This window comes from Aquimarina spongiae, assembly GCF_900141785.1.
GTDB classification, from domain to species: domain Bacteria; phylum Bacteroidota; class Bacteroidia; order Flavobacteriales; family Flavobacteriaceae; genus Aquimarina; species Aquimarina spongiae.
The window spans coordinates 203239-224516 of record NZ_FQYP01000008.1; the positions used below are offsets into that span (position 1 = coordinate 203239).

The 21278-nt window shown below is 36.4% G+C and carries 15 protein-coding genes; all 15 read right to left on the reverse strand.

Annotated features, from left to right (window positions below; translation table 11 throughout):
* Positions 1–512 precede the first annotated feature (512 nt).
* The 15 genes from BUE24_RS18290 to BUE24_RS18360 all read right to left on the reverse strand — a co-directional run bounded on the left by BUE24_RS18290 (position 513) and on the right by BUE24_RS18360 (position 21227).
* Positions 513–2174, reverse strand: a complete 1662-nt coding sequence (locus BUE24_RS18290; RefSeq protein ID WP_073319203.1) for an alpha/beta fold hydrolase — start codon at positions 2172–2174, stop codon at positions 513–515.
* 186 nt (positions 2175–2360) lie between these two features.
* Positions 2361–4115 (reverse strand): tetratricopeptide repeat protein, encoded by a 1755-nt coding sequence (locus tag BUE24_RS18295; RefSeq protein WP_073319206.1) that lies wholly within the window; start codon positions 4113–4115, stop codon positions 2361–2363.
* Positions 4116–4290: 175 nt separating this feature from the next.
* A complete protein-coding gene (locus tag BUE24_RS18300; protein ID WP_073319208.1) occupies positions 4291–4899 on the reverse strand; it encodes a hypothetical protein in 609 nt (202 codons plus the stop codon).
* A gap of 4 nt (positions 4900–4903) precedes the next feature.
* Positions 4904–5578, reverse strand: a complete 675-nt coding sequence (locus BUE24_RS18305; protein ID WP_073319211.1) for a hypothetical protein — start codon at positions 5576–5578, stop codon at positions 4904–4906.
* A gap of 239 nt (positions 5579–5817) precedes the next feature.
* Positions 5818–7095, reverse strand: coding sequence for a zinc-dependent metalloprotease family protein (locus tag BUE24_RS18310; protein WP_073319214.1), 1278 nt, complete (start codon positions 7093–7095; stop codon positions 5818–5820).
* Positions 7096–7295: 200 nt separating this feature from the next.
* On the reverse strand, positions 7296–8102 hold the full coding sequence (locus BUE24_RS18315; protein ID WP_073319217.1) for an MOSC domain-containing protein: 807 nt from the start codon (positions 8100–8102) through the stop codon (positions 7296–7298).
* 41 nt (positions 8103–8143) lie between these two features.
* Positions 8144–8785, reverse strand: coding sequence for an NAD(P)-dependent oxidoreductase (locus tag BUE24_RS18320; RefSeq protein ID WP_073319220.1), 642 nt, complete (start codon positions 8783–8785; stop codon positions 8144–8146).
* Positions 8786–8810: 25 nt separating this feature from the next.
* Positions 8811–9662: an alpha/beta fold hydrolase gene (locus BUE24_RS18325; RefSeq protein WP_073319223.1), complete on the reverse strand. Its 852-nt coding sequence runs from the start codon at positions 9660–9662 to the stop codon at positions 8811–8813.
* A gap of 41 nt (positions 9663–9703) precedes the next feature.
* The gene (locus BUE24_RS18330) at positions 9704–10114 is read right to left on the reverse strand and encodes an Rrf2 family transcriptional regulator (RefSeq protein ID WP_073319226.1); all 411 of its coding nucleotides are present in this window, start codon (positions 10112–10114) and stop codon (positions 9704–9706) included.
* A gap of 154 nt (positions 10115–10268) precedes the next feature.
* On the reverse strand, positions 10269–11153 hold the full coding sequence (locus BUE24_RS24275) for a glycoside hydrolase family 17 protein (RefSeq protein ID WP_073319229.1): 885 nt from the start codon (positions 11151–11153) through the stop codon (positions 10269–10271).
* A gap of 24 nt (positions 11154–11177) precedes the next feature.
* Complete coding sequence (locus BUE24_RS24280) at positions 11178–12614, reverse strand: MFS transporter (RefSeq protein ID WP_073319231.1); 1437 nt, start codon at positions 12612–12614, stop codon at positions 11178–11180.
* Between the two features lie 4 nt (positions 12615–12618).
* Positions 12619–14058: a glycoside hydrolase family 30 protein gene (locus BUE24_RS18345; protein WP_425290169.1), complete on the reverse strand. Its 1440-nt coding sequence runs from the start codon at positions 14056–14058 to the stop codon at positions 12619–12621.
* Between the two features lie 45 nt (positions 14059–14103).
* On the reverse strand, positions 14104–15390 hold the full coding sequence (locus BUE24_RS18350; protein WP_073319237.1) for a glycosyl hydrolase family 17 protein: 1287 nt from the start codon (positions 15388–15390) through the stop codon (positions 14104–14106).
* Positions 15391–15396: 6 nt separating this feature from the next.
* The gene (locus tag BUE24_RS18355; RefSeq protein WP_073319268.1) at positions 15397–18858 is read right to left on the reverse strand and encodes a hypothetical protein; all 3462 of its coding nucleotides are present in this window, start codon (positions 18856–18858) and stop codon (positions 15397–15399) included.
* A gap of 89 nt (positions 18859–18947) precedes the next feature.
* Positions 18948–21227: a PKD domain-containing protein gene (locus BUE24_RS18360; protein WP_073319270.1), complete on the reverse strand. Its 2280-nt coding sequence runs from the start codon at positions 21225–21227 to the stop codon at positions 18948–18950.
* Positions 21228–21278: the final 51 nt, after the last annotated feature.

Below are 21278 nucleotides of genomic sequence, written 5' to 3' on the forward strand. Positions count from 1 at the left end.
TGAAATAACAATCAATAATCAAGATACATCAACAATTAACTATAACCCTTTTTGTGTTCACTAAAAAGCAATTTGTAATCAAGAATAGTAAAACGGCTGTTATCCCCCAATAACAGCCGTGACCAATTTAAATCATGTAGGTATTATCCCTTGGTAATACCTCTCTTTTTTTCGAATGTGTTATGTAAGATTATCCACATCATCCAAGATATATCTACATTCTTTTTTACACTTTCAAAAGACAACCTACTACATATTGCTCATAGTATGTGTTAGATTTTTTTATTGATTTGCATGAGATCAAATTTCGTAATTAACTCCTATCTAGACTAATACAAATCGGCCAAAAACTATCTTTTTTCCGACATCATCATATCAGGAATTTAATTATCCCGACACTATGCTATAAATCTGACCATCAATAACTAAAGCACACCAAAAAGAGCACTATAAGCCGTTGAATTCTGGAATACACCATACTTCTGAATCGCTGGTAAAAGGAGAAAAACGGATCACGGTCGAATAAGGTCTGAAGGTTTGATCGCGAATTCTTTTTTAAAACATTTTGAAAAATAGGAAGGGTTTGTAAAACCAGCCTGAAAAGCAATTTCGGCAATACTATGTTGTTGCTTAAGAAGCAGTTCCTTAGCCCGATTGAGACGTACAGAACTAATGAGTTTATTTGGTGATTTATTGGTAATGGATTTTAGTTTTCGCTGTAACTGTCGTTCACTAATCCCAATCTCCTGACAAAGCATTTCTACCCCAAACTTTTCATTACTCATATGATGATCAATGTTTTGAAGTACTTTACCCAAAAAAGAATCGTTTGCATGTATCTTATCCTGATCTACCTTATATTGTGAGGTGTTAGATTTTGGTTTTTCGGCAATTGTAAATAACAATAGTGATTGACCAGATTCGGTTTTGAAGACAGACTTATATGGAGTGAAACTCACATTGGTGCCGATCAACAGGTTTTTTACCGTTTGTGTTACTATGATCTGGTTAGGCATAGGATCTTTGAATATCGTCGCGGCAAAACCTTCGGTTTCTTCACAGATACAATGCCTTATATAGCATTCTTTGATATCAATACCTAACGACAGCTTTGCATTGTGTTCTTGCATTAGATGTACCAGATCGGTACTACAGTGCACTGCTTTGCTAGGGCCTTCAAAAGTAGCGGTAAATGTTTGTGATGTGTAGGAGGCTATTTGTCCCTGGTGTTGATTAACACATTTACAGATGAGTTGCTGATGTAACTTATTATCTTCAGAAACCTCCAGATGACCGATCATCACCGTATACAACTTTTTTTCATATACTGGTTCTGGTTCGATATTCAGGATAAAGCTCTTCATCTCTTCCAAAACAATATCTGTGTTTCCTACCCAAAACAAATGATCATTTCCTTCGAGTTCCACAAACTTCGCCCCTGGAATGTGTTCTGCAATAAATGCCCCTTCTTCAATTTTTACATCAATATCATCGGTTCTTTGTAGTAACAAGGTAGGTACTTTTATAGAACTTAAAATATCTACAATATCTACCTGAGTATTCATTTTGGTCAACACCATGGCTGCTCTAGGACTTGCTCCCGAACGAAAATAATTAGCCAACCACTCCATAAAAACGGGTTCATCAGCTTTTGAAGGTGCTAGGGACTCCAGATTCATTTCTCCGCTTCCCCAATTGCTCTCGATCATATCATAAACCTGTTGCCGTTCTTGATCCGTAGGTGCCCAGGGATAATCCTCAGCATATCTCCGTTTTGCGAAAATCCCGAAAGTGATCAACGAAATCACACGTTCTGGATAAGTTGCACTAAACAATGCCGAGACACTACCTCCTTCAGAATGACCAAAGAGTATCGCTTGTTCTGATCCTACAGCATCCATTACCACTGTGATATCCTCCATTCGTTCTTCGAGTGTTGCAAAATCTACCACTCTATCCGAAAGTCCAGTTCCTCTTTTATCAAACAAGATTACTCTTGCAAACTTGCCGAGTTCCTCAAAAAAATTTACCAATTCTGGGCAAGACCACATCAAATCGATATTGGATACCCATCCGGGAATATAAACCAGATCCACCGATCCGGAACCAAAAACCTGATAGGCTATATTGATATCTCCACTCTTGGCATATGCTGTTTTAGGTTTCATCATCATGTATCGTTAATTCATGCATTGTAAAACTAGAGAAAGAAAAGTCTAAAATCTTATTAGTGGTATGCACAATATGTATACGAAATCCTAAAAATTGTTAAAAAATGGGGTACATTATGTAGACATAAAAAAAACAAAGTACTGTAAATCAGAACTTTGAATTAAGACATGTGCCTCAAAAGTTTATGATTACACTACTTTTTCGTTTTCTAATTGAATCAAATACGATAGGATTTCTTGTTCTGGAGTGAGTTTCATTTTTTTCCGAAGACGATATCTTGCAGTTCGCGCACTATCTGGAGAGATGCCCAAAATACTAGCCATCTCCTTCACATTGAGATTCAATCGTATCAGCGAACAAATTTTTAAATCATTGGTACTTAAATCCGGATGCGTTGACTTTAACTGGGTGTAAAAACCCTGATGTGCATCTTCAAAAAATCGGCTAAAATCCTCCCAATCCTTATCGATACTCATATTTTTCTTAACGATTTTATTAAGATCAGCAATTAATTTATTTTTTTCTACCGAAGACGATTTTCTAATGTGCTGTATGGTTTGTTGAATTTGCTGTACAATTTCATTCTTTTTGATGAAGTTAAGCGTATACGAACTCAGTTCTTTGTTTTTGAAATCTAATTGTTGTTTGAGCTCTTGCTGTTTTAACTCTGCATTTTCCAGTTTTTTCTGGCTCAGTTCAAAAGCAGATTCCAGAAGTTCCTGATTTTTTGTGACCAGTTGTTTACTTTTTTGAGCGCGTTGTTTATAGATCACAAAAATAAAAGTCCCTCCTATTGCTAATATGAATGTCCCCATTAGCAATAAATATTGAATCAATCGATCTTTCTTTTCTTGCGCCTTTAAACTTTCCAGAGCCTTATCTCTTTTCTCCAGCTCATTTTCGAACTCCATGTAGGCTATTTGTTTTGATTTCTCCAAATTAAAGAGAGAATCCCTGAGAATGATATATTGTTCATAAAATTCATAGACTTCTTCGGGGTTACCATGTTGTTTTTTTAGTTCTTTTAATTCTTCGTAAGCCAATAGTTCATACTTTTTTAAACCATTTTCTTTGGCCAATTGTAGTCCTTTGTTTAATTCTGCAGCCGATTCTTCCAATCGACCTGATAATCTCAAAATTTTTCCATGAAGAATCAAGTTATTGGTCAAACCATCAGTATCACTCACTATACTTCCTAACTCCATTGATCTTTTGACATGATAGTACGCCTGCTCAATTTCATTTTTATGAAGATATAACATTCCCAATTTACCATGCGCCTCTGCAATACCATAGGTAAAATTAGAATCGGTATGCATTTGCAGCGCATCAGTAAGGTATCGTAAGGCCTCTGTATCTTGTCCTTGCTCTACGAGCATCGTTCCGATTTTTGTAAAAGTGGTTGCAATTCTACTCTTTAATCCCAATGCTGTAAACTCATTAATCGCCTGTTTATAGTAATACTTGGCTTTTTTATACTCCTTGAGATCTGCGTATACCATCCCTATATTGAGTCTTGTATTGGCAAGACCTGTCTTATCCTCAATTTCCTGATATATCTTGTGAGATGCATTCAAATATTGCAGCGCCATGTTGAGATCTCCTTGTGCCCAATAGGCAACTCCCACAACCCGATTCGCTCGGGCTTCACCATTTCTATAATTAAGCTGTTGGGATAATTGTAATGCTTTTGTACCAAAATTGATGGACTCGTTGGCATCCATAATCCAATATTCGTAGCCAATCGTATTTAATAGATCTACTTTTTGGATATCTTCTTTTTCATGTACATTTAATTGATGTAAAAGACTATCTATTTTTTGAAGTTTTGCAAAAGAGGATGTAGACCACAAACCAAAAAGGGCTGCAAGAACTAGGTAAATACTAGTTTTTTTTGCGGGTATCAGTTTTTCAAATAGACAAGAAACTCTAAAAAAATTCATCAAAAAATGACGGTTACAGGAGTTAGTGGTTTTAGGTTTATTAAATTCCCATAAAACTACTCATCATTTTTTTAATCCAATCTGTAATAAATGTTAAATCCGAGAGAAGTTGTATCATTTTAAACACCTTATAACAAAGGCTCGATTTATTTATTAAAAATTCAACAGAATGTTATCACCTTTCATAGGAAGCCAACTTTGAATCATTTTGCTCTTCTGTTTGGTATTTTTCTTTGTACAAAATGATCAAATTGCAAAAGGAAATGATAAAACCTGCAGAAAACAGATAACACAGAAATAAAAGAATAATAAGTTGTATTCTATTAGATGTGATACTTTCTTTGGTCCAGGCTTTTTCGGGATCCCCCAAAACAATCATCATTCTTTCGTTTCTGGCGGGTAAAAATCCATGAGCTACTTCAAATGCATCAAAAGGATTATTATTTATAAACTCATTCCCTATAACAATATCTTTCTCCAGATATGGCAATGTTTTGGTTTCTCTAGCATAATGATAGGTAGCGTATACCCCAACAAAGAGAATTATAAACTCTACAGAAAGGCGCATCCAGGTTCTTATCACCTTATTTCTTAAGGAATATAAAATCAAAAATCCTGCGAGCACTGTTGCAATGAACACTCCAAACTTCACAAAAAAAGAAGTATTCTCATCCGTCGCATACCAAGAGGGTAATGGTATGATAAAAGCACCAGTTATAGAAACTATCCAGGTGCTAAGCAGAGTGATTTCTTTCCAAACCTCTTTTAATTTTGAAACTAACATGAACTTATTCTTTTGGAGTTGCTAGAACCAATGTTTTCTCTTCTTCACCATTATTACTCATGATTAAATGTAATTCTGGTTCACTTATGCGGTTGTCTTTCTCTAACCAAAACAAATAATATCCCGGGACAAAATCCTGGGATGCATTCTGAGTGGGCTGATTAAAACGGAAACGCTTAATTTCCTGTTCTTTTTCGAAAGATAACTTTCCAAACACGAAAAAACCCTCTTCATTCCCTGAGCTAACCACTACCTTAATTTTGGTAGTTGCATCATTCTGGGCGGTATTCTTAATGGTTTGTAATTTGGCATCATAATCCTGAAAAATGGCATTCAGCATAAATCTTTTGTCAGTTACCTGATCAAAATTCTTATCCATATTCGCCAAAATCTTTTGTGTTGCTCGAAGTGTTGATAGGTATTCTGTAGTAAGCGCATATTTTTCATTGCATTTTTCTAATAATGGAAATAATTCCTGATGTTTTTGATTCAATCGATTATACGCATTGATCAATTCCTGGTCTGTTGAAGTTGATATCTTCTTCTCTAGTTGAGTAATCGCTTCATTTGTTTTTGCTAAAATTGCAGTTAGATCATTGGTTTTTGGAGTATAACTCGCGCAACCGGATATAAAAACTATAGCAAAAACCAAAATAATACTGTTATAAAGCTGCTTCATGTGTAATCCCTTTATGTTGTTGGTTTCAGTATGTTATACGTATCTATAAAATTAGAGGATCACTCACTATTCTACTATTACAAAACCGACAAAAGAATGAAAATTTCCGGCTAGAATATGATATTGGTATATGGCTAATTCTTCTCGTATTTAACATATGCTCCAAAACAGCAAATAAAGCTAACCTTTGGTTCTATGGTTAGCTTTATTTTTAAAATTTAGATTAGAATATCTAAGTGTTAATAACATGAATTATTTCTAATGTAATCTTTTGTTTTTTTTGTCCAATCCTTTGATGGAATTACCAGAGGGCTAGATCTCATAATATTTCTTCCCTTTTGATGACCAGATCCAAAAAGGTGTCCGATTTCATGAGAGAGCACTTCTCTGGTTTTATCCTTTGTCCATCTCTGAGAAATCCAAGCATATTTTGATGAAGAACTGCAAATACCATTTATATAAGCAACCCCAAAAGTTGTTCTACGGTTAAAAATATTACCCCTTTTAATATTGTTATGAGTAAACAAAAGACCAATATCGTGGTTTTCTTGAAAACCAGATCGGGCCCATAATCTAAATGAGTTTAACAGCTTACTAGGTTCCATTGATGTTGAAAAACTAAAAGGATCGCAGGATGAGCAGGTTGAAACTTGTTGTTCTACAACATTAAATTCTATTCCGAATTGATCGTAGTTCTTTTGAGATAAATTAAGAAGTTCTAGTATTTTAGAATTCGTCTTATTTACATTACTGTCTGAATTTTTATATCTATCAAATAATGCAAAAGTAGATATCTCCAAAACTCCATTGACAATAGAAGAATTCTTAGTATTAACCATATCATCCACATAATTCTCCATGTCTTCGGCAATGCTCTTTGCTCCTCCACAAACATCATCTTCAAACGCTTTAGTATTTAAATCAGCTTTTTGATACACTAAGAGCTTGTTTTGAGACATTTTACCTGTGAGATTAGACAAATTTTCGATAAAGAATTCTCCACTTTTAGTCTCGATAAATCCATTCAATTTATTTTGATCCAGATTTAATCGAACACTACCACCATCAGAAGTAAATCCTTTGTAATATACATTTTTGGCTTTTCCCCCTTCCATGATTCCGTTCTGAGTATGGATTATAGAACGGTATTTTGGAGAAATTAAGTTTGTAGGTTCCAAGGTGATTTCCCATTTGTTCGAATTGAGTTTTAATACAAAAACTGATTGTTGTTTTGAGTTGACATAATCTGATAATGCGGAGAAATCAAAAGCATAAACTTCATACGTATTGAACTTTTTGTTGATTCGCTGAATCGCTGTGGTATTTCCATCTTTCATCAGCTCATCGTTTGAAATTAATTTCCCTTCAAATTCTTGTTGTACACTAACTCCTTCTTCTGTTTGAAGAATACTATCTTCTTCCAATAGTTCATCCTGTTGACATCCCATAAAAATGGAAAAAATCACTCCTATTGTGAGTATTCTTAAGCTGGTAATAATTGTTTTTTTGTTTTTCATCGTGTAATAGTTATTTAAAACAACAAAACTATTCAGCACAACAAATGGCTACTAGAATAAAACCGGCAGAACCTCATATATATCCGACAATGAAATTCAAAAAACTCTTCTTCACATCTCTATTCATAAAAACCCGACATCTCTGCCGGGTTCTTGTTATGATGCTATGGGTTAGATAGCACTATAAATAAAAAACGAAATTAAGCTCTCAATTGCACCGATTCCAGGTTTTTAATCGGATCATTAAGATTTATTTTTTTTCCTTGTTCTGTTTTTGGAACAAACACGTTGATCGTTAAAAAGTAAGGGCTTTTGCCATATTGAAGCACATTATCAATAGAGTCCACATGCTTACTTCGGCTCTCCATCATGTTTTTGGCAAATCGGAAATCCATTTCTCCATCGACAGGAGATTGTGGGGGTACATTACATCTCGCTCTTGGACTGATCCCAATCATTTCTACATCTCCCATTTGGAATCTTACCCCAACTCCTGGTTGTACATACAGCTGTTCTTCCCAAAAAGCTTCGACTCCTGAGAGTTCGATATTAGAACGAAATCTAAGACGCATATTTTCCAGAGAATATCGATCCAAATCCTTTTGCAAATACTGTAACGAAGCTTCGCTTACTATTGTTACGCTACTCTCAAAAGGAATGTCCATTAACCTTCCTTGCTCGTCTTGTATCAATTGAAGCTTGATATCAAAGAAATCGCTTAGATAGTTGTTCAAATCGGTATTCTCTTCTCTTAGCTCGAATCCAATAGGATCTTTGGTTGTTTTTTCGGTAAAATACACCATTCCTTCTTCAAGATCGTAGGTAGTTTTTAGTTGATTTACAAGGCTGGTTCTTTTGCCGTTAATATATCGCCCATCTTCGTCAATCATGGCAAAAATCCTATCATTTTTTAACGAATGCATACCGATCTCGGCTTCTTCAACTTCTAGAAAACCCAAAGATTTGATAGGGTATATCCTTAATTTTGAAATAATTGGCTGATTCATACTATCTAGGTTATATTTATTTGAAAGACCTTAATAAGTTCTTAATATCCGACTGTGAATCTTTTCTTTAGAAATTTGGATGCATTCACCTCATCCAATATTGCCACGGCAAAATCCTCCATCGAAATGGCACTTTCCCCTTTTTCATTACTAATCAAAGTATCTTCTGCAATTCTAAAGTTCCCGGTGCGCTCTCCTTCAAAAATGTATGCAGATGGAGATACATTGGTCCAATTCAGCTCAGTTTCTGGTCGATAAACCTCTTGCAGAGTAGTAAGATGTGCCTGCGCTATCGATTTATATTCTGATGGAAAATTGGGAGCATCGATCAGCAATAGATCTTCAGCTACATTCAAGCTTCCCGCTCCTCCTACAACAATCAATCGTGTTCCTGCTTTCTTTGCAGCTTGAACCAGAGATTTTGAGGCCTCAATAAGTTGATCATTATTATCATGCGGAGGTGCGTAGGAACTAATCACAACATCACTACCACTAAAGGCTTGTGCCAAATCGTCTGTATTAAAAATATCTACACGACTTGTTTGTACGTTTTGGGTATTCTCTAGTTGAAAATCTGATACTTGTTTTGATGTGATCAAATTCAACTCGTGTGCTCTATTTGCTGCTTCTCTGGTGATTCTTTGGCCGATGTTCCCTCCGGCTCCAACGATTGTAATTTTCATTGTAAAATAATTTTAAGTTTATATATTATTTGATAAAATTCTTGATAAGCTTTGCTACTTCTTGTGGGTATTCTTCCAGCATAAAATGCCCTCCTTCGAAAAGATGGATCTGAGGATTTTCCAGATCTTTGGAATATGCTTCTGCACCTTCTTTACTAAAAAATTTGTCATGGATTCCCCAAACAATCAGTGTTTTGGGTTGATGTGTCTTGAAGTACGATTGCCAATCTGCATATTTTGGAAAGTTGGTTCCGTAATTGGTAAACAATGCTGTTTGTTTTTCATGAATCCCGCTACGTTGCATAAAAGCAATATCTGTAAGATAAGACGTTGGATCTATCTTATCCTCTTCGATATGTTCGTGAAGGTATTGTTCTTTTATACCATCTGGTGACATTAAATAATCTTTGAAGTTGGTAAGTCCCACTAAGTCATTTTCCTGTTGAAATTTCCCAATCTTCTGGGCCCATACTCCCAAACCTTCCAGATAGGCATTCGCGTTTTGAATAATCAATCCTTTGATCCAATCAGGTCTTTTTGAAGCGATCCGTAAGCCTATAGGCCCACCATAATCTTGCATCATTAGGTAAAAAGAAGATAGTTCAAGTGCTTCAATAAACCTCTCCATCGTACTAGTGATATTATCAAAAGTATACTCATAATCCTTTATGGATGGAGCTTCACTTAACCCAAACCCTGGATAGTCAGGAGCAATCAGATGATAATCTTCTGTTAGTAAATCTATAACTTCTCTATACATATGTGAAGAAGAAGGAAAACCATGCAATAACAGAATGGTTTCGTTATTTGGATTACCTGCTTCTCGGTAAAACAGTTCTATCCCGTCAATGATGATGGTGTTGTTTCTTGTTTTCATTATATTGTAACTTTTTTTATTACAGTTTAAAGTAAAATTTTTTAGAATTGATTCATAAACTCTTCCAAAGTTTGCTTCTCTAGTTCTTTACTAATTGCCGTATCGATATCTTCCAAGATCGTATCCATTTTAGAATTAATCTGTTTTCCTACTCTACAGTTTGGGTTCGGTTTATTTTTTAAAGGGGATAATACCGTATCGGTACCTTTAGCGATTTTGAAAATATCAGATAGTCGAATTTTATTGGCATCTATCAACAATTTAACTCCCCCGTTTTTTCCTTCTTTGCTCTCTACCAGTCCTCCCGCCTTTAAGGCTGCGATTTCTTTTCTTACCAATACAGGATTGATATTCAAACTTTCAGCAATCAATATGGAGTTCATCCAATCTTCCTTATACATGGCTAATAGGGTCATGATATGTATTGCTATGGAAAATTTGGTTTTAATCATTACTGTAATTTTTTTAATTACAGTATAAAAGTAGGTAAAAAAAAGTAAACCTTACAAGTTTTTTTAAAAAAAGTAAAATTATAGCACAAACAACTTAATGAATAAAATATACACTTGCTCCAGTGGAAATCTTGATGTATTACTCGGTTTAAGCTTAAAACTTCATCTTTTCATTTTTATCCCAAATCCCCCAGTACGCTCCTACATCGCCTTCTGCACCTACTTTCCAGGATTCGTCAAAAGAAGAAAAATAAAATAATTCGATTCCTTCTTCATTCGCCCATTTTTGGGTATTGATAAAATACTTAATTGCATTTTCGTGTGATGGGAAAGCTCCCTCCAGATTTGTTCCTTTACTTGGCCAACCTGTTTCAGAAATGATTACTTTTTTTCCATTTCCTGCTCGTAGCGCTCTTTGGTACATATCTTTCATATACAATAATGAATAATCCAGATCACAGCCTTCCCAAAATGGGTAACAATTGGCCAAAATAACATCACAAGCTTCACTAATTCTGGGATGATCTACAAACTCATAATAGGCATCCACATACCCAACCGGGATATCTTTTATTTTTGATTTGGCCTGATGAATAAAGTCCAATAACTGCTGTTCTGTTAAATCCCCTCGATATAATACTTCATTTCCCACTGCGGCAATATCAATACATCCTTCTTCATGCAATGCAATAAGATTCGCTACTTCTTTTTGGTTGATAGCATCATCGTCTCCTAACCATGCTCCCACCAGGGTTTTAATTCCGTATTCTTTCGCAATTTTTGGAATTAGCTCATTTCCTTCTGTAGTAGAAAAAGACCGTACCCATTTGGTATGTGGAGCAATGATTTCCATACGTCGTCTTATCTGTGTTTCAGATAATTGATCTCCTGGTTGTTGGCCTTCTACATAAGGACTAAAACACAATCCATACATGCCTTCTGCCAAAAACTCTCTGAACATCTCTTGCAGGTCTTCTACACTCTTCCCTACATAATCTATGGATGCTAATGCTAAAAATTTCTCAGTTCTAATTGACATGATTGTACATTTTCTATTTAAAAATTATAACTCTCCTCTACGTTCTACCAATTCTGCCTTAATTGCTCTTGCTCTATCTTCGGTCAAACTATATTTCCACATTACCCAAATCGCTAGTCCTGCAGTAATAGCTGGTAACGCGATATCTGTAATACGCATTCCTGTTAGCGCTTCCGCAGTTTGTGTTGATGCTGTTGGATCATATCCTAATAGACTAAGAATAATCCCTGAAAACACCAATGCTAATCCTTGTCCTACTTTTATCATCCACCAGTAGATAGCTCCAAAGGTTCCCTCTTTTCTAGGCATTCCATTTTCTAACTCATCCAAATCACATACATCGGCTGTCATGGACATCATTAACGTAAACAAGCACCCCATACCAAATGCCATCAATGGGATCGGTAAGAAAATCATATAAGGGTTTTCGGGATTGAAGCCCCACCATTTTAGGAGATATCCAATAATAGAAATGGCCGTAGCAATGATAAATGCTTTGCGCTTACCATATTTATTTGCCATCAAGTTAATGATGGGAATAGCGACAAAGGCTGTATATGCAGCAGTTACCGCCGGGAAAAGTGCTACCCACCATTTTGAAGCCCCCCAATCTCCGTCAAACATGTAGAAATTGATAATAAACACTCCAAACTCTGCTACAATTTGAAAACCATTAAATACCAAAAAGGTAGCCAAACACAATTTTACAAAAGGAGCATTTTTGAATACCAGTTTGATCCCTTTGAATATTTTACCCATACTACTCCAGATACTTTTTAGCGTGATTTCCTCTCTTCCTTTCATTTTGCTAGCATCGATACCTCTACAAAACAGCGCTGGTAAAATCCCTAGAGCTACGATAACAATTCCAGATATCAATGCTATTTTTCGTACCCCTTCTGGTTGCGAATCGAACAGGTTTTTATCGGGAATCAACACATATAAAAAAGGAACCAACATCCAGGCAATTTGACCAATAGTATTGGCAAAACTCATGAGTCGGGTTCGCTCATTGTAATCTGATGTCATTTCATATCCTAATGCTATTAATGGAGTAGAGAAAATAGTATTTCCAAAAATCAAAAGGATAGAGAAACATAGTAAATACCAAAAGTTGTACATTTCAGGATTTACATCATGTACTTGCCACAAAACCGCAAAAATTACACCTGTAAATATCGCCCCCAAGAAAATATAGGGCCTTCTTCTACCATATTTTGAGCTGGTATTATCCGAAATATACCCCATCACCGGATCGGTAATCGCATCAAACAAACGAGGAATTCCTACAATTAAACCCGCCAAAATCGTGTTCATTGCAAAACCCTCGGGGGATTTGAGAATAACGACAAAAACCCCAAGTATTCCCGGAATTAAATTATTGATGAGATGGCCCGCGCCAAAAGCGGCTTTTTGACCTACAGGGACTTTATCTTTTGCGGCAGTTTTAATATTTGACATCGTTCTAAGTTTTAATTACTATTGTTTGAATAGCCTGTGCGTTAATAGAAATATCTTTTGATTTTTCATCGAGAATCAATGAAAACTGTTTTGATTTTGCTGTAGGATTGAACACTATTACGGTAATAGATCCATTAAGATTTTTGGCAGCGGTTACCATGATTTCTGAGTCTGAGTGGTTCACTTCAATGATTTTGGCTTCAGGGCGAATGTATTTACTAAAATGCACCATCGTATAGTACAAAGGCGTAAAGTATACCTCATCGGTATCCGGGTCTACAATTACCGGAGCAACACACCAATTTTTGAACCAATTAGGACCTCCTTGTCGGTCCAGAACCATATTCCAATCTACCCATCCATCTACCCAATTGTTTAGACAACCTATAATATCTCTTGCATACCGATACACAGGTACATATTTGGGGTGCAGATGCTTCTTATCTTCGGGAGCCCAATCCCAACCCCAATCGGTAGCTTCTTTGGACCAGTACCATGCATCATCTCGCCAGTGGGGCACTTCGGCATCTACGCAAGCCTCGGTTTGGATCAAATATTTATTTGGTGCTTTTTTATGTGCATATTGCAGCGCTTCTGGGAAATAATCATAAGTGCTCTCATACCAATGAATCGCAGTACCGTGATAATATCTCGACGAGGCTTTGTTCTCATACATTACATCAACCCATTCTTTCAACCCTTCTCTATTTTGGTCATATCCCAGGATTTTGATTCCGCCTTTACCTTCTTTTTCTAATTTTGGTCCTAAGTGATTTTGTACAAAATCTGTCATCTCTTCTGGAGTAAAATGCATGCTTTCCCAATTGTCTCCATTACCATGAGGTTCATTTTCTACAGTAAGTCCCCAAATAGGAATTCCTTGTTCGTGATACGCATCTATATATTTTGAAAAAAACAATGCCCAGGTATCATAGTATTCTGGTAATAATTTTCCTCCTACCCAATGTTTGTTGTCTTTCATCCAGGGAGGTGCTGTCCAGGGTGAGGCAAAAATTTTGAAACCCTCTTCAGAAACGGTCATCGCCTCTTTTATCATAGGAATCAAATCATCCAAATCTTCATCGACCGAAAAATCTTTGAGTTCTTTATCTTCTGTTGGCGCATATGAGTATTGACTAAGTGAAAAATCACAAGAGTTGATATGTGTTCGCGTAAGCGAATAGTTTGCTCCTTCTTTCCCGAAATAAGCCTCCATAATTTTGGCTCTATTTTCTTTACTCAACTTATTGAGTAAATATGCCGAAGCTTCTGTAAAAGCACCTCCAAAACCTGTAATCGTCTGATAACTTTTTTCAGGATTCAATAGGATACGGTCTTTGGATACAGAAGATGGGAACTCCTCTATTTTCTTCAGTTGATTACCGCTTGCAGAAGTTTCGTACACTGCTACCTCAAGAATGTCTTTATCTGTACATGCGCTCATGATCAAAACAATTGCTAGTATACTATAAATCTCTTTTCTCATTTTTTAAAAACCAACAGTCATTATCTCTTTTACCGCAGGTAATTCTACATCTTTCATCATTTCATCAATATCTCCGTGATAGGTTTTAGTGATTGGGTTTCCACCTCTAGTTAACCCATCAAAAACGCCCTTGTCTACCTGTTCCCAAAGGGCGTATTTTGCTTTGCCATCTACAGTAATTAATCCGAAATGATTTTCCGAACCTTTATGATTTTGAGCATCTTTCCAGGGTTCATCAAAAGCTTCGAAGTAAAAACATGAGATTCCTGCTTTATTGGTCCATTCTCTCATATACCTATAGTACAGGGCTTCTTTAAACTCGTCGGTGGCTTTGGAACCATTGGGTCCGTAGTGACCGTTAGACACTGTTGCCCATCCGGTCTCTCCAATGTGAATAGGTTTTTCTACTCCTAGACTAGCCACATATTCTGAAACTGTCTTATATTGCTTTTGCGCAAATTTTAAGGCTCTTTGCATGCTAGCTTCTAATTTTTCTTCAGAAGAAAGGCCTTCTTCTTCTACATCAACTCCCCAAAAATCTGGGTTATAATGCGTATTGTGATAAGGATATGTGTGCATGGATATATAATCCACGGCTTTGATCAGATCTTCTAAATCCTTTACATGATAGCTGTCTTCACCTCCTCCCCAGGAGGCAAAATCATCTGAAGAGGTAATCCAAAGGTCTTTATGTAGTTTACCTTCCTTTTTCAAGTTTTGTAAATAGTTGACCCATTTTAAGATCACTTTTGGTGGCACATAGTAGCTGGTCGCCCATCTGATCATGGCTTCATTACCCACTGCAATGATTTTTACAATATCCGGATATTGATTAGCCAAGGCTACCGCTCTTTGTATTTCACCTTCGTTATGTATACTCTCTACGGTATGATCAGGTTTTTGATCTGTCCAGGCATTTTTGCAATCGATCCATGCTCCCAGCATCACATACATTTCAAAAGTTTTGTCTTCTTGCTTTAACTGCTGTATTGCTTTCAACAAATTTGAAGCCTGCGCCAATTGCACATTATAGGTTCTTAGTACTTTTATATTCATCGCATGTAGGATCCTCAAATCTTCTTTCAGCTGAGGTATGGTGGGTTGAAAAGCTCTCGATGATTTGCGATACCCTCCATAGGATATTGCCAGGTAGTCTGGGTTGCCTAAAATGTCTTTTGCGGTAATGCCTTTTGGGGAATGCATAGGTTGTTTTGTTTTTTGTTCTTGGTTACAAGACAACATCAGTAACAGCAATACCAGTGATTGTACTATGTAATGTCTTTGTATCATCTATTATTATTTTAAAATCGTTTTCTCAAGATTTACTTTTATACTTTCAATTTCCCCGGTTCTCTTAAACAATTTTTGTGTTGTTGTGGTGTCCAATTTTAGACCCGGAGTAGAAGAGATGGAACCATCGCGATAGGTGATATCCAAGCAGTTTTCTGCAGCTAAAGAATACACAATCGGTACCTGACAATAGGTGAATACCAGTTCATGTCGATACAATTGCAATGTTTTTTCCTTTTGGATTACATCGATATAATAAAATGATTTTGGGTGTTTTAGAAATTCTTCTGCTCGTAACAAACATGGGTTAAATCGTAGCCTCCCATTTTCAACAAACACACCTAGTTCTCCTAAACGACTTAAAATATCCTCTTTTACCTGGCCAGTCATTCCTGGTTGTTGTGCTCCTTTACCTGCTGGAGTATGCGAGTAAGGATCTGTTGGAAAAGCCCCATACAACTCTGGGGATTTATGAACACCAATACCCTCATTGATTTCGTAATAATGCTCTAGTAATCTGCCTATAATTTCATTAGACTCTTGATTACGTATCGTTTTTAAGCAACATTCCTGTACTGCTAATAACAGTTTCGAAACCATATGCCAATAAATTGATCCTAATCCTTCATATCCATAAAAAGTTCCTGATCGACCTGTAAACGCTTTGTGATTAAATACTTCTTCAAAAATCTCCAGAACTAATTCTCGATCGTTTTGAGCCAGCTCTTTATATGATATTGAAAGACTATTCAATTCATTTTTTAAACTATCTGCATTATTAAAATTTCCATTGAAGTGATAGTTCCCCAGCATATCTTGCTCAATAATTTGGGTATTACCGTCAGTAAGCAAACGTTGAAGTAAAGACGAGCTTTCTGCTTTCTCTTTTGGAATGATGTTTTTTTCGGTAAATGTTGGTAGTTCTTTATTAGGGTATAATAAATAACTGTACTGGTCTGATCTAAACAATTGACTATTCTTTAAACCATCCAACAGTTGAAGGGCTTCAACTGAAGATAAATATCCCGAACTTAATACTGCTACCTGCCCCTCTAGCATTTCGCTCAAATAAGAAATGGATATTTCTTCATCATTTTTAACGGTCATCAAATTGTAAGCATGATACATATTATCGTCTCTCTTATTTGCCACGATAGAATGCTCTATATACAAAAGACTTATATTGACAAACCCCTCTAAATCATCTCGTAAAATATTCTCTTTTCGACCTGAAAATGATTGCTCATAAATGCACAATCTGTAATCACTTGCAGCTACACCAAGACCATCTAAAATAAGTTTTCGGTCTTTGTCACTTATTTTTCCTGAAAGCACATGTTGGTGATCTTCTAATGTTCGAGTAACCTGAACAAAGAAAATCATCAGTTCTTCAGAAACGGCCGTCCCCTCAATTTTTGAATTGGATAATAACTTTTTGAAAAAGACCAAGAAACGTCGTAAATAACACAGAGTAACCATCGAAACTCCATTTCCCACCAAAGCATTATTAGCATCATTCCATTCTGGTCGTTGTGTGTTTAACCAGATACCTGCCTCCGGAATAAAATTAGATAGCTTAGCCAAAGTAGTAGCCAATAGCTTTTCTATAAAATTCACCTGATAAATTGTGCCATTTTGATCTTTTAACAACGCTCCATCGGCTCCTAGCAGGTCTCTTTCCTCGCGTATTTTTTTATCAAGATCATAGTCAAAAACAATAGTATCTTTTGGATGTGCTAAGAGGTCATCGTACGGTTTAATTTTATAAGGTACATTGGCATACACAAATCTATCCTTGTTGAGAAACGGTTGTAATCGTTCTGGATAATGGTCCTGAAAAAACTCTAAAAACTTCAGCAAATAGATGATTTGATGATCTCCCCAATATCCGATATACGACCACGGATCATGCTCTTCGATCACCTCCCAATCGATCCCTCCTTTGGTAATCCTATAAGGATTATAACCATCAAACGTACTGGCATTTAGAAATTTGTGAATCATACTTTCTACAAATTCTGGATAGGCGTGTGCCAAGGCTTCCCAGTTTTGGAAAATATCTCTCCAATTCCCTTCGTAATCCAAAATTTTAGATCCATCTATCTCGCTTTGGGTATTTATTGAAAACTTGTTCCAAGGCCTGCTTGGATCTCCATGTCGCCTACTAAACTTAAGTGGCATATACTCTAAAGCAAGCCTTCTGAAATTTTTATCTTCATTCTGATAAGCAGCTTCCCTGAGATCGAAAAGTGTAAACGTATCCGGGAAATTTTTCAACAAGTCCTCATTGTTTTGATAAGCCTTTCGGTTAGCTTGAGTGAGATAATTGGTAAAATCCCATTTTTCGATGACATAATTCGCATCAAAAATGCCACCTCTCATAATATTAAATAAGGTATTAGCATAGTGCCTGGCATTGCCTTTCTTATCTGCAGTTAATTGAAACCCATCTGATGCCGAGGTAAGTTGTATTAATCGCGATGTGCCCAATGCTATATCATTATTTACTTTTTGGATGATCTCACTATCGGCGGCAACAGTTTCCGAAATTTCGACGACCTGTGATGGCCCTTGATTTACATTAGCAACTACCATCCAATCTTTGCTACCTCTGGACGCTATGGTAATTTCAGCGTTTACAAAATAAGCTCCTTTTTCAGCTTTAATATCGACCTCCTGATCTATGTTTAATCCATTTCTATAGCGATTGAGCTGAAGTGATGAAAGTAGATATTTGCAATTCTCAAGACCTTTTGACCAGACGGTATTTGCTTTTAAAGCTTCGCTAGGTTCAGCACGATCTACAATGATTGCACTAAGCGTATAAATTCCTAATCCACTTTGGTGTAAGAGTTGGTGCCTTTTATAAGCATCTACCAAATTACTTCGTATTGCCTGTATATCAGTATTCACGCCATGTGGCATAATATTTTGCAAGCCATCTAATATTTCTATTTGAATTTCAGAATCCGAATTGTTTATTAAGCTGCTTTTTCTAACAAATCCATAGGCATTACTAGAATTCCACATATACCTATAAGTCAGTTTTAAATCGTGATTTATTTCTTCGAATAGAATCTTATTCCCATAGGTATTTTTATAGATATTTCTAGAATATTGATAGGTCCCTGAATAGCGCTCAGAAAATGGTTCCCATATTGATAATTTCCCTTCTTTTTTAATTCTAAAAATGCTTTTACTACCTGTCATATCATACGACTCGGTAATCTTATCATCAGTATAGTATGGAAAAATAGCATGGTCTGAATTTTTTCTCCCCGCAGATAATCCCCCATTGCTGGATATAAACATCCAGTGATTGGCATCACTAACGATACTCATAAAAAAGGGGCGCATAAGATCACTATTCGAAATTCTATAAAATTGTTCGTTTTGTATAGTGACCGATTCGAGCTTTATCTCTTTATCTTGCCTTGTTCCCGGTGTTAATACGGAATCTTTTACCATTTTTAATTAAAGTTAGAAGGTTGTTATTTTGGTTCAAACAGGGCCAAGTAACCTAATCCTCGACCCCGTAGATTTGATTGGTTAGAATATTAGTTTGGTGTGATATTGAAATCGTCTAAATAAAAAGTGACATCTGCCGGTGTGGTACCGGGATCAACGTTTCCTGGTTTTACCACCAACATCGTATATACCGTTTCGTCTGATGAATTAGGAAAGGGATTCGCAGACAAATCAAAAGACATTTCTACCCAATCATTTGCCGTTGCTAGTGTCTGAGTATAAGGTGCAGGATTACCGATACCCCCTGGATTAGGAATAGCCACAATCTCTAAACGTACTTCTTGATTAGGTTGTGTTGAATAAATTTTGAAGGTAATCGTCGAATTGTTTGTAAAACTCCCAGTGTTGAAAATATTTTGAAAACCTCCAAACCCATCTGCACCTGTTAATTTAATAAACTGATACACCTTATCAGAAGTATTGATCCCTCCTGAAACTGGATTATCTACAATTTCTCTGGATTGATTAGCCCCAAAAGAAACATTAAACCCTTCACAGTTTTCAAAGTCAACAGGGAAAGAAGTCACATCCATTGTTGGTCCTCCTGTGCATCCAACTCCTGTTCCGCCAGCGCTAAAGAGTCTGAAATCATCTATAAAATAGGTTTCCTCGGTGTTGGTATTCAACTCAAAGAACAATATGATTTTATCGTATTTACCGCTTTCTCCACTATCAAAATTAAAGGTTAACTCCTCCCAGGCACTAGCTACACTCGTGGCAGCTGCTACCTCTACATTTATTACAGCATTGGTTTTATCCTCTAATTTGACCAGTACATTGGTTCCTACATTAGGAGACCATACTTTCATCTTAAATCCTCCATTCGCATTAAAATCAAACTTGGCATCAAAATCAATTTGATTGTTGGCAAATAGTGCTGCTCCCGATCTATCGATTTGCCCTACTTTACAAGAAGTATTCACTGCATTGTCAAAATCTGGATTATCGACAAAGGACAGACCTGCATCAAAAGAAGCTATGCTAGCTGTTGGATCTGTTTGGAAGGTTAGGTTAAAATCCGCAGCATCCAAAGATTGAGTGGTCTCTGGAGTACATGGATCTGGAACCATTACCGAAACCTGCTCGATATCGTCTACAAAGAATGTTCCTGTTGCTGTACCCGGACCATCTACAAAAATCACCATGTCATTATACGATCCCGAAGAATTAAGGGTGAAAGTCAATTCTTCCCATCCAGAACCACTGTGGTTTTGCACATTTTCAACCGGTGCCTCGGTACCATCTTCAAATTTCAATAAAATAGGTAAGGCCTGATCTGAGTATAATTTCAGTCTTACTCCTTTATCCATAGCAAAGTCGATAGCTGTATCCAAATTAAAGAAAGCATTCTCCCAGTTTACTCCTGCATTTGTAATTTGCCCTACCATAGTAGGATCGCTGTTTATTCCTGATAACTGTGGATTGTCTACTACTGTAAATGATACATTTCCTATGATCTTGGTTGCATAATCAATCCCTTCACAATCAAAATCTATTGGTATTTCTAATAAAGTGTCTGTACAAGGGATATCTGCAGTATTAATTTGTGAGATATCATCTATATAAAATGTGCCTGCTGTGGTACCTGGACCATCCACAAATAAGGTGAATCTTGAAAAAGCATCTGGAGAATCGAAAGTAAAGTAGATTACTTCCCAACCTGTTCCTCCATGACTAGCAGCAACCTCTACATCGGCTCCGGTACCTTCCTCTAGTTTTAGTAAAACATCTACTGGAGTATCTGACCAAAAAAGCACTCGTACTGATTTTTGTTCTGCTAAATCTAATGGATCACCCAAATTAAAGAAGAAACCTTCAAAAGCAGCTCCGCTATTTGTGATTTGCCCCACATTTGAAGTACTGGCGTTAGCTCCCGTAGGATCTGGGTTTTCTACAATCGCAAATGTAGCTCCATTAAATACACTTACTTCATAATTTACATTAGCATCATCAAAATTAACCGGAAACGTAATTGGAAGAGGAATGTTAATACGAATTTCATCTTCAAAAGTACCTTCTGCTCCTGCTCCATTTTTTGCAGTTAATATTACGGTGTAATTACCCGTAGGATATGTTTTTACAGGATTGATCTCTGTAGAAGTCGTACCATCTCCAAAATCCCAGGTATAACTATCTGCATTTTCTGAGAGGTTGATAAAAGATACTCTTCCTGTATCTCCATTTATAGTTTGCGCAAAGCTTGCTACAACTTGTGGTAAATTGCTATCATCATCATCTTCACATCCTAAAAAGGCAACTGTTATTACCAAAAGATAAATTATCCCGGTTCTTGTTATTAATTGTTTCATGAGTGATATTATTGTTTTAGAGGTTATATGAAACTTGCCGTATACTCATTT